General features: G+C 71.3%; 14 protein-coding genes. 10 read left to right on the top strand and 4 right to left on the bottom strand.

Annotation, left to right across the window (positions count from 1 at the left end):
• Nucleotides 1–60: 60 nt before the first annotated feature.
• Nucleotides 61–1,080 carry an ADP-ribosylglycohydrolase family protein gene (locus IPJ78_06105; protein ID MBK7906125.1) on the bottom strand — a complete coding sequence of 340 codons (1,020 nt, stop codon included), beginning with the start codon at nt 1,078–1,080 and terminating at the stop codon, nt 61–63.
• A 177-nt stretch (nt 1,081–1,257) separates the two neighbouring features.
• Here IPJ78_06105 and IPJ78_06110 point away from each other — a divergent pair, with 177 nt between their 5' ends.
• Genes IPJ78_06110 through IPJ78_06120 form a run of 3 tightly spaced genes read left to right on the top strand, consistent with a single transcriptional unit; the run spans nt 1,258 to nt 6,019 of the window.
• Nucleotides 1,258–3,909 (top strand): carbohydrate binding family 9 domain-containing protein, encoded by a 2,652-nt coding sequence (locus IPJ78_06110; protein MBK7906126.1) that lies wholly within the window; start codon nt 1,258–1,260, stop codon nt 3,907–3,909.
• Nucleotides 3,910–3,965: 56 nt separating this feature from the next.
• On the top strand, nt 3,966–4,685 hold the full coding sequence (locus IPJ78_06115; protein ID MBK7906127.1) for a MerR family transcriptional regulator: 720 nt from the start codon (nt 3,966–3,968) through the stop codon (nt 4,683–4,685).
• Nucleotides 4,685–6,019 carry a VWA domain-containing protein gene (locus tag IPJ78_06120; protein ID MBK7906128.1) on the top strand — a complete coding sequence of 445 codons (1,335 nt, stop codon included), beginning with the start codon at nt 4,685–4,687 and terminating at the stop codon, nt 6,017–6,019. Before IPJ78_06115 ends, IPJ78_06120 begins: the two co-directional genes overlap by 1 nt.
• A gap of 24 nt (nt 6,020–6,043) precedes the next feature.
• On the opposite strand, the gene IPJ78_06125 is transcribed toward IPJ78_06120, so the two are convergent.
• Together IPJ78_06125 and IPJ78_06130 are read right to left on the bottom strand one after the other, a co-directional pair.
• Nucleotides 6,044–6,430 (bottom strand): PIN domain-containing protein, encoded by a 387-nt coding sequence (locus IPJ78_06125; protein ID MBK7906129.1) that lies wholly within the window; start codon nt 6,428–6,430, stop codon nt 6,044–6,046.
• Nucleotides 6,427–6,720: a type II toxin-antitoxin system Phd/YefM family antitoxin gene (locus IPJ78_06130; protein MBK7906130.1), complete on the bottom strand. Its 294-nt coding sequence runs from the start codon at nt 6,718–6,720 to the stop codon at nt 6,427–6,429. The genes IPJ78_06125 and IPJ78_06130 overlap by 4 nt, the downstream gene beginning before the upstream one ends.
• 223 nt (nt 6,721–6,943) lie before the next feature.
• On the opposite strand from IPJ78_06130, the gene IPJ78_06135 reads away from it, so the two are divergent.
• The 5 genes from IPJ78_06135 to IPJ78_06155 are packed head-to-tail and all read left to right on the top strand — an operon-like array spanning nt 6,944 to nt 9,643.
• Complete coding sequence (locus IPJ78_06135; protein ID MBK7906131.1) at nt 6,944–7,168, top strand: AbrB/MazE/SpoVT family DNA-binding domain-containing protein; 225 nt, start codon at nt 6,944–6,946, stop codon at nt 7,166–7,168.
• Nucleotides 7,146–7,499 carry a type II toxin-antitoxin system PemK/MazF family toxin gene (locus tag IPJ78_06140; protein MBK7906132.1) on the top strand — a complete coding sequence of 118 codons (354 nt, stop codon included), beginning with the start codon at nt 7,146–7,148 and terminating at the stop codon, nt 7,497–7,499. Before IPJ78_06135 ends, IPJ78_06140 begins: the two co-directional genes overlap by 23 nt.
• Complete coding sequence (locus IPJ78_06145; protein MBK7906133.1) at nt 7,499–8,851, top strand: amino acid permease; 1,353 nt, start codon at nt 7,499–7,501, stop codon at nt 8,849–8,851. Before IPJ78_06140 ends, IPJ78_06145 begins: the two co-directional genes overlap by 1 nt.
• 10 nt (nt 8,852–8,861) lie before the next feature.
• The gene (locus IPJ78_06150) at nt 8,862–9,071 is read left to right on the top strand and encodes a hypothetical protein (protein MBK7906134.1); all 210 of its coding nucleotides are present in this window, start codon (nt 8,862–8,864) and stop codon (nt 9,069–9,071) included.
• Nucleotides 9,071–9,643: a nucleotidyl transferase AbiEii/AbiGii toxin family protein gene (locus IPJ78_06155; GenBank protein ID MBK7906135.1), complete on the top strand. Its 573-nt coding sequence runs from the start codon at nt 9,071–9,073 to the stop codon at nt 9,641–9,643. Before IPJ78_06150 ends, IPJ78_06155 begins: the two co-directional genes overlap by 1 nt.
• Nucleotides 9,644–9,647: 4 nt before the next feature.
• On the opposite strand, the gene IPJ78_06160 is transcribed toward IPJ78_06155, so the two are convergent.
• A complete protein-coding gene (locus tag IPJ78_06160; protein ID MBK7906136.1) occupies nt 9,648–11,942 on the bottom strand; it encodes an RNA-binding transcriptional accessory protein in 2,295 nt (764 codons plus the stop codon).
• Nucleotides 11,943–12,033: 91 nt separating this feature from the next.
• Between IPJ78_06160 and IPJ78_06165 the strand changes: the two genes are divergently transcribed.
• Complete coding sequence (locus tag IPJ78_06165) at nt 12,034–13,128, top strand: WYL domain-containing protein (protein MBK7906137.1); 1,095 nt, start codon at nt 12,034–12,036, stop codon at nt 13,126–13,128.
• Nucleotides 13,125–14,132, top strand: coding sequence for a WYL domain-containing protein (locus IPJ78_06170; protein MBK7906138.1), 1,008 nt, complete (start codon nt 13,125–13,127; stop codon nt 14,130–14,132). Before IPJ78_06165 ends, IPJ78_06170 begins: the two co-directional genes overlap by 4 nt.
• Nucleotides 14,133–14,185: the final 53 nt, after the last annotated feature.

Consider the following 14,185-nt stretch of genomic DNA (forward strand, 5'->3'; position numbering starts at 1 on the left):
CACCCGTGGAGAGGGCGCCCCCTGACGTCTGGGACGATACCACGGCGCTCGGCGATCTCCTCAGACTCGCGCAGGTCCGTCCGCGCTGAGCACACGCCGGAGCATCGCGGTCACCTCACGCGGATGCACCCACTCCGGCCGCTCCCTTCCAGCCCGCGTATCGCAGTCCAGCACCATCCCCCGCGCCAGCACCGGCATCGCATCAGCCCCGGACGCCGCCCCGAGCATCCCGCCCACGATGCACGCGTTCGTGTCCGTATCCCCGCCGCCGAGCAGCGTCTCCCGCACCCCCGTCTCCCAGCTCGCCCCGCGGCGCAGTTGCCGGAACGCCTCCGTGAAGCCGTGCTTCACGAACCCGATCAGCTTCTCGTAGTCCGTCACCTCGTCACGCTCCGCCGCCGCGAGCCAGCCGCGCACCTCCTCGCACGCGCCCGTCCGCGCCCACGTCTCCGCGCGCGTCCACGCCCCCGCACGGTCCCCAGGCTCGCGCACCAGGTGCGCGATCGCCAGCGTGTACGCCGCCACCGCATCGCCGCACGCCGGATGCGGATGCGACAACGACGAGTCGTCGCGCGCGTGCGAGACCAGCGTCGCGTCGTCCAGCGACCAGCCCCACACGCCGAGCGGCACGCAACGCATCAGGCTCCCATTCGCCTTGGAGCCCGGGCTCAGCTGCTGCGCCGCGAGCTGCATCCGCCCCGCGAGCCCCGGCTGCACCGCGAAGGGGAGACCGCGCGCCGGACCGAAGCCCGAGGACGTCGCATTCCCGATGTCGAACGGTGACGAGTTCAACCACCGCCCATACCAACTCGCGATCCGCTCCAGCGAGAACTCCCGCGACTCTGCGAGCGCCTGCAGCAGGCAGAGCGTCAGCTCCCCGTCATCGGTGATCTGGCCCGGCGCCACGCGCAGCACGCCGCCGCCCGGATAGCGCATCGCGCGCTCCACCTCGGCGGGACGCGGCGTATGCCCGATGAACTCGAGCACCGCGCCCGCGGCATCACCGGCGAGCGCGCCAAGGAGGGCGCCGAGGGCAGCATCGTGCCGGGCGGGGGAGAGCGAAGCGTCGGACGAGGGCATGGATCAGGGTCGGGGGAGCGTCGCAGGTGCGACGACTCCGGACACCCCCTCGCAACCGGGGTGTGGCAGAGTGTCGCGGTCGCGCGTCCTACTGTGGTGCGGCCGCCGAACGCGGCACCCGTCGCGCGCGTAACCTGAGGCTCGTCCTCCCTCTCGTCCTCGTCAAAGGCCCGTCCGTTGCATCGTCATCTTCCCGGCCTGCGTCGCTCCATCGCGGCCCTGTCGTTCGCCATCGCGTTCCTCGCCTGCCTCGCGCCCGCCGCCGTCGCCCAGCCGTCCAACAAGGCGGCCACCGCCACGCGCACCGGCCGCGCGCCCACCATCGACGGGCGCATGGACGAACCCCTCTGGGCGCAGGCGTCCGTCATCGAGGACTTCGAGCAGCTCCGCCCCACGCCCGGCGCCACGCCGAGCGAACGCACGCGCATCTATATCGTGTACGACGACGACGCCCTCTACATCGGCGCGCAGATGCTCCGCCGCGACCCGTCGAGCGTCCCGCGCATGATGAGCCGCCGCGATGGCTCCGCCAACGCCGAGAAGATCACCGTCGTCTTCGACCCGCAGATGGATCGGCGCACCGGCGTCGGGTTCGGCGTCTCCGCCGCCGGCGTCCGCAACGACTTCCGGCACACGCAGGACGAGGAGATGCGCGGGCGCGAGAGCCAGTTCGATCCGGTCTGGGCCGCGGCCGCGCACGTCGATTCCGCCGGCTGGACCGCCGAGATGCGCATCCCCTTCTCGCAGCTCCGCTTCCCCGAGCGCGACAAGCAGCAGTGGGGCCTCCAGGTCAATCGCTGGATCCCCGATCGCAACGAGGACCTCTTCTGGGTGCTCGTCCCGCCGAGCGAGACGGGGTACATCTCGCGCTTCGGCACGCTGCACGGCATCGAGGGCGTGCAGGCCACGCGACCGGTGGAGTTCCTCCCTTACGTCGCCGGTGATGCGACGCGACGCGCGAGCACCGGCACCGAGAATCCGCTCCTCAAGCCCTACACCTCGCGCCTCGGACTCGACGCCAAGGCGGCAGTAGGGAGCGGGCTCACCCTCGACGTCACGGTCAATCCCGACTTCGGGCAGGTGGAGGCCGATCCCGCCGAGGTGAACCTCAGCGCCTTCGAGACCTTCTTCGATGAACGGCGCCCCTTCTTCACCGAAGGGAGCGAGATGCTGCGCGGCAATGGCGCGCAGTACTTCTATCCGCGCCGCATCGGTGCGCCGCCGCACGTCTCGGTCTCGGGTGATTTCGTCGATACCCCCAACTCGAGCACCATCCTCGGCGCCGCCAAGCTCACCGGCCGGCTCCCGAGCCGCCTCACCGTCGGCGCGCTCACCGCGGTCACCGCCGCCGAACGCGCGCGCGTCTACAGCATCGACTCGTCGAGCACCACGAGCTACGACGTCGAACCGCGCACCGCCTACGGCGTCCTCCGGCTCCAGCAGGAGATCGGCACGCAGGCCTCCACGCTCGGCCTCTCCATGTCCACCGTGCAGCGCGACGTCGGTCGCGATCCGGTGCTCGCCGCGCGGCTCGCGCGCGAAGCCTACTTCGCCGGCGCCGACTGGCGCATCCGCTTCAAGCAGGGCCGCTACGCCATCACCGGCTTCGTCGCCGCCTCGCACGTCGCCGGCGACAGCGCCGCCATCCGCCGCCTGCAGACCTCGAGCACGCGCTTCTTCCAGCGCCCCGACCTCACGCACGTGCGCTACGATCCCACGCGCACCTCGCTCGGCGGCTACTCTGCGCAGCTCCGCGCCGACAAGGACGCGGGCAAGACCTTCCTCTGGGGCATCGAGGTGAAGGCCGAGTCGCCGGGCTTCGAGATCAACGACCTCGGCCGCATGCAGTCCACCGACGACATCGAGTACAACGCCGACCTGCAGATCCGCGAGACGGTGCCGGGGAAGTACCTGCAGAACTGGCGCATGGGCTTCGACACGCGCGGCGCGCGCAACTACGGCGGCGTGCACCAGCTCAACACCTGGGGCCAGAACACCTCGCTCACGCTCAAGAACCTCTGGAACGTGAACCTGCGCTTCAACTGGGACCTCCCCACCACCGACGACGCGCTCACGCGCGGCGGTCCGCTCATGGGGCGCGTCGCCAACTCGCGGCAGGAACTGCGCCTGAGCAACTCGTTCGGCTCGCGGCTCCCCTGGCGCGTGAATGGCGGCGCCGGCCGCGACGCGCTCGGCGGGCATCAGCGCAACGTCGGCGCGCAGCTCACGCTGCGCACCACCGATCGCCTCTCGATGTCGGTGGAGCCGAGCTGGCAGAAGGCGCTCGATCCGCGTCAGTACATCACGAGCGTGAGCGGCGGGACGCGGACCTACGGGGCGCGCTACATCTTCGGCCACATCGACCGCACGACGATCTCGGTGAAGCTCCGCGCGAACCTCACCTTCACGCCCAACCTCACGCTCGAAGGCTACGCCGAGCCGTTCGTGGCGAGCGGACGCTACTCGCGCGTGGGCGAGCTGGTCGAGGCGCGCAGCGCGCAGCTGCGCGAGTACGGGACCGACGGCACCACGCTCACCGTGGACTCGGCGGGCACGCTCACGATCGTGGACGGCGCCGAGAGCTTCACGCTCGGCAACCGCGACTTCCACGTGCTCTCGTTCCGGTCCAACCTGGTGCTCCGCTGGGAGTGGCTGCCGGGGAGCACCCTGTTCGTGGTCTGGCAGCAGAACCGGCGGACGAGCGAGGCCTTCGGCGATCCGGCCCGGTTCGACGAGCTCTGGCGGACCACCCGGTCGGCCGGGGACAACTTCCTGTCGCTCAAGGCGAGCTTCTGGGTGCCCGTGGCCTTCGGGAGACCGGGGGGCTGACGGAAAGCCCCATTCGACATCTTGACATGGCGAGATGTCGAATCTAGTTTCCGGCCATGCCGGAAGAACTCTCCCTCGCCGAACTCGCTGACGCCTCCGGGCTTCACCCGCGGACCATCCGCTCGTGGGTCGCCCAAGGGCTGCTCCCGGGCCCGCTCTCGCGGGGGCCGGCGGCCCGGTACCCGGGCGACCAGCTCGAGCGGATCCTCGCCATCCGGACCATGAAGGAGCTCCACGGCATGTCGCTCGCCGACATCCGCCAGGAGCTCCTCATCGCGCCGGCCGACCGGATCGCGGCCCTGGCGCAGAAGGCACCGGCGGTCGCGCCGGAGCAGTCGGGCGTGATGTCGTCGCCGCCGGCGCCGCCCACGCCGCCGGCGGCTGATCCTGCTGCGGCGCTCGAGTACTTCCTCGCCCTGCGGTCGGGACCGCCGAAGATGACGCAGCGGAGCGAGCCGAGCCGAGCCTACGGGATGGCGCGGATCGGCAGCGCACCGCGCTCGCTCAGCGAGACGTCCGACACGCAGTACGCGCCGGACACGCCCGCGACCGAGCCGCCCAAGCGCGCCGCCGGCTTCGAAGCGCTCGAGCAGCGCCTGCTCCAATCCGCGACGCGCGCCCCCACCGAGCGGCGCCCGCGCGCCGAGGAACGCCTCACGATCGAGATCACCCCCGATGTCGAACTCTCCGTGCGCGGGAAGCTCGACGCCGACCAGCGCGCTCGCCTCGAGCGCTGCGCAGAACTCATGCGCGACATCCTGACAGGGAGGGAATGATGACCACCCACGTTCCGACCACGCTCGCGCTCGACATCGGCCTCGACCGCGCCTTCGCGTGGGAGTCCGGCGGCTCGGTGCGCTATCTCGTCGCCGATCTCGCGGCGAGCGGCACCCTCGAGTCGAAGGCCGAGGCGCCGCCGCTCAACCTCGCGCTCGCCATCGACGTCTCGGGCTCGATGAGCGGCGACAAGATCCTCGCCGCGCGCCGCACGGCGCTCGCCCTCGCGCGCGCCCTCACCGCTCGCGACCGGCTCACCATCGTCGCCTTCAATCACCACGCGCGAACGCTGCTCGACGCCTGTCACATGGACGACATGGGACACGAGGTCGCGTCGCTCGCCATCGAAGGGCTCACCGCCGATGGCAACACCAACCTCTGGGACGGCTGGGTGCTCGCCGGCGAGCGCGTCGCCCTCGCGATGTCGCGCGATGCGCGCGCGACGCATCGCGTGCTCCTCCTCTCCGATGGCCAGGCCAACAACGGTGTCACCGATCCGCAGGAACTCGGGCGGCACGCCGCCGAGGCGCTCGCGCGCGGCATCATCACCTCCGCCGTCGGCATCGGCGACGACTACGACGAGCATGTGCTCGGCAGCATGGCCGAGTCGGGCGGCGGCCGCCTGCACGACGCCGAGCATGCGACCGAGATCGGCGAAGTGGTGCTCGGTGAGCTGCGCGAGGGCCGCGCGGCGCTGCTCGAGCGGACGATGCTCCGCGTGGTGATCCCCGCGAACGTGCGCGCCGAGGTGGTCGGGGCGTGGGCGCACACCGTGCTCCCCGGCGCGATCGACGTCGTGGTGGGCTCGTTCCTCCCGCGCGGCACCAAGCGCGTGGTGCTGCGCCTCCACTGCTCGGCGGGGACCGCGGGCTCCGCGATCGCCTTCTCGGCGACCGCGCGCGGCATGCTGCCGGGTGGCGAAGGGAGCGTCGATGCGGATCCGTCGGAGACCGAGCTCGTCTTCGCGAAGGAGCGCGAGAACTCCGCGCAGCCGCGCGACATCGAACGGAGCCTCTCCGCCTTCCGCGCCTGGCAGGCCGACGCGATGAAGCGCACGGTCGATCTCAACCGCGAGGGCAATCGTCGCGGGGCCAAGCAGTTCCTCTCACGCGAGCTGCGCTGGATGGAGCCCTACGCGCGCGGCCTCCCCGGGACCGAGCCGCTCATCGCCGAGCTGGTGCTGCTGCTGCAGCGGGCGGAGGAGCGGATGGACACGCGACTGCGGAAGGAGCTGTACATCGGCACGATGTCGCGGATGCGCGGGGACTCCGACCTCCGCTCGATGCCGCGCGGGTCGGTGCGGGAGCTGCTGGAGGAGCCGCGGAAGAAGTGAGGCATGGGGACGTCGCCGCGCGGGTCAGAGCGCGGCGGCGTCGAACCCCAGGGCGCGCGCGGCGGTGAGGAATCGCTCGTCGTAGCTGGCGAGTCGGACGTCCCGGCCCTGCTCGCGAAGGAAGAACATCGTCGCGAGATGCATCGCATCGAGCGTGCGCACCGGTGCGGGGAACGGCTCAAGCGCCCGCGCGAGCACCTCGGGCACCAGGTCGATGATCAGTATCCCGTTCAGCAGGATCGACGCGGCGGCGATCTCACTCGAGGGTCGCCGCCGCGCGTGCAAGCGATTCCAGAGCTCGTACTCGAGCAGTCGGCTCGAGCAGAGCGGTGCGTCCCAGAAGGTCGCAGTCGGACGCCGCCGCTCCTGGAAGATGTGAGCGAGCGCGACGGAGGTGTCGAGGTAGATCACCGCTCCTCGCGGTCCCGTGCCTGATCGTCGAGGATCTCCTCGAGGGTGAGCGACGCCTCGCCGTGCGGGGGCGGTCCATCCCACTTCACCGTCGGCGGCGTGATCCAGCCCTCGCGAACCCCCTTGAGGATCACCGGGTCGGTGATCTCCGGCGTCCGACCCTCGCGCGGCGGGACGAGCTCCGCCACCACGCGGTCGCGGTCCGTCACGAGGACGGTCTCGCCACCGGCGGCGAGCTTCACGAACTCGCTGAGCCTGTTCTTGAGGACCTTGATGCCGACGACACGCATGTAGCCAAAGTAGCTACGAGTAGCTACCGAGTCAAACTCCCACACGCGCGTCGGCCGATCACCGGGAGGACGGATCATCGTCCAAGGCTAAGGCTGCCGTGCGATCTGGCATCACCATTCCTCCGCCAGCAGGATCTCAAGACCTTTGCCGCATCGGTGGGTGCTGGAATGGCCGCGATGCGACCAGCATTGCCGTAATGCGTATTACGCATTACCGTCAACCATGCCCACCTCGACCATGACCTCCAAGTACCAGGCGACGGTCCCCCGGCAGGTCCGCGAGGTCCTCGGCGTGGGGGCCGGCGACCGGATCGAGTTCGTCATCGAGCCCGACGGCGTCCGCCTCCGCAAAGCGACCCGGCCCGATCCCGAGACGAGCGCGCTCGACGCGACCCTGGCGCCCGAATGGAACTCCGAGGCCGACGATGACGCGTTCCGCGATCTCTGATGGCGCCTACCAACCGGGCGACGTCGTGATCGTCCCGTTCCCGTTCACCGATCGCGAGGCGAGCAAGCGACGGCCCGCGCTCGTCTGTTCGGCGCGCGACTTCAACGCGCGCTCGGGGCATGTCGTGCTCGCGATGATCACCACGGCCACGACCACCGCCTGGCCGGGCGACGTGCGCATCAAGGACCTCGAGTCCGCCGGACTCCCGCGCGACTCGACCGTGCGATGGAAGCTCTTCACGCTCGACGCCTCGCTCATCGTGCGGCGCGCGGGCGAGCTCGGTCAGGCCGATCGTGCGAGCTGCCGCCTCGGCATGCCGGTCGCGCTCTGATGACCACGCCGAACGCACTGAAACGCACCCTCTCCACCACCGACCTCACCGTCGTCGTCATCGGCAACGTGATCGGCTCGGGCATCTTCATCGTCCCCGCGGTCGTGCTCCGGCAGACGGGGTCGGTCACCGGCGCCATGCTCGTCTGGCTCATCGGCGGTGCCCTCTCGCTCTTCGGCGCCCTCTCCTATGGAGAGCTCGGCGGCATGGACGCGAGCTCCGGCGGGCTCTACGCCTACACCCGCGACGCCTTCGGCCGCTTCGCCGCCTTCCTCTACGGCTGGACGATGTTCTTCGTCGTCTGCGCCGGCACCGTCGCCGCGCTCGCCGTCGCGGCGACCACCTACATCGGCCAGCTCGTCACGCTCGACCCCTGGATGACGCGCGCGATCCCGCTGCTCCTCATCCTCATCATCGGCATCACCAACGTGCGCGGCTCGCGCGAGAGCGCGCAGGTGCTCAACTGGACCACCGGCCTGAAGGTCGTCGCGATCGTCGTGATGAGCCTCCTGCTGATCACCATGGGCGAGGGCACGACCGCCACCGCCGTGAATGAACTCGTCCCGCCCGCCTCGCCCATCAACGCCGCCGCCACGGCGATGATCTCGGTCCTCTGGGCGTACGAGGGATGGCAGTACGTGACCTTCTCCGCCGGCGAGGCGCACGACCCGCAGAAGTCGCTGCCCCGCGCGATCGCCATCGGCACGGCGATCCTCATCGGCATCTATCTCCTCGCGAACCTCGGCTACCTCGCCGCGTTGGGCCCCGACGGCGTCGCCGCCTCGGATGCCGTCGCGAGCGACGCGACCGCCGCCGTGCTCGGCCCCTGGGCGGGGAAGGCGATCGCCTTCGCGATCGTCGTCTCCATGTACAGCGCCGCCCACGCGACGGTGATGACCATCCCGCGCGTCTTCTTCTCGATGGCGCAGGACGGCCTGCTCTTCAAGCGCCTCGGCGCGGTGCACCCCAAGTACGGCACGCCGGCCGCGGCGATCATCGCCGCCTGCGTCTGGGCCGCGATCCTCGCGATGAGCGGCACCTTCGACCAGCTGCTCACCTACGTGATCTTCATCGGCTGGATCTTCTACGCCCTCGGCGCGGTCGCGGTGCTCGTGCTGCGCCGCACCCGCCCCGATGCGCCGCGGCCGTTCAAGGTGCCGGGGTATCCGTTCACGCCGCTCCTCTTCGTGCTCGCGGCGATGGTGATCATCGCGAACCAGATCGTCGGCGATCCGCGGCAGTCGGCGATCGGGCTCGGCGTGGTGCTCGCGGGGGTGCCGGCGTACGTGTGGTGGACGCGGCGCGTCGGAGAACGGGCCGCGAAGCGTGACGCTCCCGCCGGATCGGTGTAGGTTTCCCCGCATGCGCGACACGAGTGCCGAAGCTGCGGCCGTCCAGATTGCCGCATTCCGCCGCCTGAGTCCCTCCGAGCGCGTCGCGATGGCGTTCGAGGCGAGTGAATGGCTCCTGCGGGTCGCGCGCGCGCGCCCCGCGGCGCCCGCCGCGGCACCGGATCCGGAGATCGGATCGACACTCGGTCATACGTCCCCGGCTCCCGACAGCGAGGGGTGATGCAGGGCGGTCCGTTGCTTCGAACGGTCGCGACCGCGCTCGCGGCGGCCGAGGTGCCCTTCATGCTGACGGGCTCCGTCGCGGCGGCGTACCACGGAGCGCCGCGCGCTACGGTCGACATCGACCTCGTCATCGACGCCTCGCCGGAACAACTTCGACGCGTCGTGGCCGCGCTGCTCGATGCCGGGCTGTATGCCTCCGAGTCCGCCGCGCTCGAGACGCAACGGTCCGGCGGGATGTTCAACATCATCGATGCGGCGTCGGGCTGGAAGGTCGACCTGATCCACCGCAAGGATCGCCCGTTCAGTCGCGCGGAGTTCGCGCGACGGGTCGCGACCGTGCTGGATGCCGTGCCGATCGCGGTCGCGACGCTCGAGGATGTGATCATCTCCAAGCTCGAATGGGCCCACCTTGGCGGATCGCGACGCCAACTCGAGGACGTCGCGACGCTCCTCCGGGTTCGCCGTGCCGAACTCGATGGTGCCTACGTCCTGCGTTGGATCGGGGATCTCGGCCTGGCGGCGGAGTGGTCGGCGGTCGCCGAGGAGTTGGGCCGGGACCGCGTCGGCTGACTCCCTACTTGAACCGGATCCCGTTCGGCGCCACCGCACCCTTCGCCGGCACGAAGGCCTTCACGGCAGGCTTGGGCGCTGACCTCACCGGCGCCTCGCCCTTCGCCGGCCGCGAACCGCGCTCCGCCGCGCCCTGCCCGCCATCGCTCTTCATGCTCAGCGCGATCCGGTTCCGCGGCAGGTCGATCGACTGCACCGTGACCTTCACCTTCTGCCCCACCTTCACGACCTCGTTCGCGTCGCGCACGTAGCGGTCGGCGAGCTGGCTCACGTGCACCAGCCCGTCCTGGTGCACGCCGATGTCCACGAACGCGCCGAACGCGACGATGTTCGTCACCACGCCCTCGAGCTTCATCCCCGGCAGCAGGTCGCTCGGCTTCTGGATGTCCTCGCGGAACGCCGGCGGCTCGAACGCCGCGCGCGGGTCGCGGCCCGGCTTCTTCAGCTCGGCCGCGATGTCGCGCAGCGTCGGCATCCCCACCTCGTCGCTCACGTACTGGGCGAGCTCGATCCGGTCCACGAGCGCGTCGTTCCCGAGGAACTCTCCGACGCCCACGCCGAGGTCCTTCGCCATCCGCTCCACGAGTTTGTAGCGCTCGGGGTGCACCGCGCTCGCGTCGAGCGGATGCTGGCCGCCGCGCACGCGGAGGAACCCCGCCGCCTGCTCGAACGCCTTCGCGCCCAGGCGCGGGACCTCCTTCAAGTCGGCGCGTGACCGCAGCCCGCCCTGCTTGTCGCGCATCATCACGATCGACTGCGCGAGCGACGGCCCGATGCCCGCCACGTACGCGAGGAGCGCCGCCGAGGCGGTGTTGATCTCCACGCCCACGCGGTTCACGCAGCTCATGACGATGTCGTCGAGGCGCTGCTTGAGGCGCGACTGGTTCACGTCGTGCTGGTACTGCCCCACGCCGATGCTCTTGGGATCGATCTTCACGAGCTCGGCGAGCGGGTCCTGCAGGCGGCGCGCGATGCTCACCGCGCCGCGCAGCGAGACGTCGAGCTCGGGGAACTCGCTGCGCGCGAGGTCGCTCGCCGAGTAGACCGAGGCGCCGGCCTCGTTCACCACCACCACCTGCGGGCGCGCGCCGTCGATCTCGCGCAGCGCGGCCTTGGTCAGGTTCTCGGTCTCGCGGCTCGCGGTGCCGTTGCCGATCGCGATGAGGTCCGGCGTGAAGCGCTGGATGATCGCGCGGATGGCGCCGCTGAACCGGTCCTCCTGGTGCAGGTAGAGCGTGTCGGTGTGCACGAGCGCACCGGTGGCGCTCACCACGGCGACCTTCACGCCGGTGCGGAAGCCGGGGTCGAGGCCGAGCACGCGCTTCTCGCCCGCGGGCGACGCGAGCAGCAGCTGCTCGAGGTTGCGGCCGAAGATGGTGATCGCCTCGTCGTCGGCGCGGGTCTTGAGCTCGAGCCGCAGCTCGGCCTCGATCGCCAGCGCGAGCAGGCGCTTGTACGCGTCGCCCGCGACGAGCGTGAGCTGTTGCACCGCCTTGCGCTCGCCCACCACCTCGCGCGCGAGCCGCGCGGTGATCTCGTCGAGAGGCGGCTCGATCTTCCACAGCAGCTCGCCCTCGGCCTCGCCGCGGCGGATCGCCAGCATGCGATGGCTCGGGATGCCGCCGAGGGGCTCGGAGTACTCGTAGTAATCCTTGAACTTGGAGTCGTCGCTCCGCTTGTCGGCGATGACCTTGCTCGAGACGATGCCCTTGGCGCGGGTGATCTCGCGCACCCAGCCGCGGACGAGCGCGTCCTCGGACACCTGCTCGGCGAGGATGTCGCGCGCGCCCAGCAGCGCGGCGTCGGCGGAGGGGACCTCGGACTCCTTGCCGTCGACGCCGGGCAACACGAACTCGGCGGCCTTGGCCAGCGCGGCCGCATCGGAGAGCGACCCGTCCCAGAGCCCGTCGGCGAGCGGGCCGAGCCCGCGTTCGCGCGCGATCATCGCGCGGGTGCGGCGCTTGGGCTTGTAGGGGAGGTAGAGATCCTCGAGCGCCTGCTTGGTGTCGGCCTTGAGGATCGCCGCCTTGAGCGCGTCGTCCAGCTTGCCCTGCTCCTCGATGCTCTTGAGGATCGCCGCGCGGCGCTCCTCCATCTCCTTCAGGTACTCGGCGCGCTCGCGCACGTCGCGCAGCTGCACCTCGTCCAGGCCGCCGGTGCGCTCCTTGCGGTAGCGGGCGATGAAGGGAAGGGTGGCGCCCTCGTCGAAGAGGGCGAGGGTGCGCTGGACCTGCTGCGGCGCGAGCGTGAGCTCGGCGGCGACGCGGGCGATGAGGGCGGGAGCGAGCGGTTCGGTCATGGGATGCGGAACGTAGGGGGGGCAGGGGGCGATTTCCACGCCTTGCGCGGCGCCTCTGCCCGATGTCAGTACCCCGCGACATCTTGGTCGCATGCCCACCCAGCCCAAGCTCCAGCGCTGGACCGACCTGCTCGCCGCCCTCCTGCGGCGGCATGGGGCGGTGGACTTCGAGGCGCTCCGCGGCGAGGTGGGGGCGTATGCGGCGCACACCGGCCAGCGGAGCGCGCTCATGCGGATGTTCGAGCGCGACAAGGACGAGTTGCGCGCCCTCGGCGTGCCGATCGAGACCGTCGCCGGCGAGGACAACAACAGCAGCCTGTATCGCCTCGCGTCGCGGCACTTCTATCTCCCTTTCCTCCAGCTCGCGTACGAACGCACGCGCGGGCCGGGGCGCCCGCCGGCGCGGCCGCGCGGGCCCGGGTACCAGTCGCTGCCGGTGCTCGCGTTCGAGCCCGACGAGCTCGACGCGGTCGCGCGCGCCGCACGGCGCGTGACGGCGCTCGGCGATGCGGCGCTCGCGCACGAGGCCACCACCGCGCTCCGCAAGCTCGCGCACGACCTCCCCATGGTGCTCGAGCCCGCCGGCGACGACGATCGCGTGCTCACCGAGCGCGCGCCGGACCATGCGTTGCTCTCGGTCCTCGGCGACGCGCTCGAGCGGCGGAAGTCGGTGCGCTTCACCTACCGGTCGATGCATCGCGACGAGACCGCCGCGCGCGCCGCCGACCCGTGGGGCCTCGCCTTCCTCGGCGGACACTGGTACCTCGTCGCGCGCGACCACGAGGCCGACGCGCTGCGGCAGTTCCGCGTGAGCCGCATCGCCGCACCCGCGGCGAACACGGTGCGGCCGCAGTCGCCGGACTTCGCCATCCCCGACGACTTCGATCTCGCGGCGCACGCCGCATCGCGCCACGCCTGGGAGCTGGGCGACGCCGAGCAGCGCGAGGTGCTCGTGCGCTTCACCGTCCGGAACGGTGTCACCGTCTCCGCCATGCGACTCGGCGACGCGGTGCCGGAGGATGCGACGGTGCGGCGCTTCCGCGTGCGGCGGCCCGACACCTTCGCGCTCTGGGTGCTCGGCTTCGCGGGCGCGGCCGAAGTGGAATCGCCGCCGGAGCTGCGGGAGCAGGTGCGCGCGCTCGCGCGCGCGGCGCTCGGCGCGTATGACGGAGGGCCGCGGCGATGAGTGCGACCGCACAGACCGCGGCGGCGCAGCTGCGCCGGCTCCTCCTCGCGCTCCCCGCGCTCGCGGACGACCGCGCGCATTCGCTCCGAGATGTGGCCGAGCGGGTGGGCACCGATGTGGGCACGCTGCGCGAGGACCTGACGACGCTCGTCACGCGCGTGACCGATGATCCCGGCGGCTTCACCGAGGGCGTGCAGCTCCTCATCGGTGCGGAGCAGGTGCAGCTCGCGACGCCGGCCGGGCACTTCCGCAGGCCCATGGCGCTCTCGCGCGTGGAGTTGCACGCGCTCGAGCTCGGGCTCGCGGCGTTGCATCACGAGTCGCCGCCCGACGAGCGCGCGGTGCTGGCGCGCGCGCGCGAACGCCTGCGGAAGGCGCTCGCCGCACTGCCGCACGAGGCGGTGGCCGAGTCGTGCAGCGACCGCTACGTGGCGCTCGGGGCGGAGTCGGAGGCCGAGCGCGTGACGCGCCGCGAGCTGCAGCGCTGCATCAAGGCGCGCAGCATCGCGACCATCGCGTACCGGAGCGCGGGGGCCGCCGATCCTGGAACGCGGCGCGTGGAGCCGCTCGCCGTGCTCTGGTCGCGCGGCGCGTGGTATCTCGTCGCCTGGTGCGAACGCAGCGAGGCGCTGCGCGTCTTCCGGCTCGACCGCATCGCGTCGGTGACCTGCGGGCCCGACCGCTTCGCGCCGCGCGGACCCTTCGCGCTCGAGTCGGTGCTGCGCGAGGGGCGCGTGCTGGTGGGTGGTGGCGACACGGTGATGCGCGTGCGGTACTCGCCGCGCATCGCGCGCTGGATCGCGGAGCGGGAGCGCGTGACGACCGAGGCGGACGGGTCGGTGGTCGCGGAGTATCCGCTGCTCGACCTGGAGTGGGGGGTGCGGCAGGCGCTGCGGTACGGGCCGGATGCGGAGGTGGTGGGTCCGGAGGAGTTGCGGGAGGCGGTGGTGGCGCGGCTGCGGGAGATCGGTGAAGGCGGGAACCGAGCGGCATCCCGCACCTGACCGCAACGGAACGATCCGGGAGCCGCAGCGCGGCGCGGTATGCTCTCGCATGC

It is taken from the genome of Gemmatimonadota bacterium (assembly GCA_016714015.1).
Lineage (GTDB): Bacteria > Gemmatimonadota > Gemmatimonadetes > Gemmatimonadales > Gemmatimonadaceae > Pseudogemmatithrix.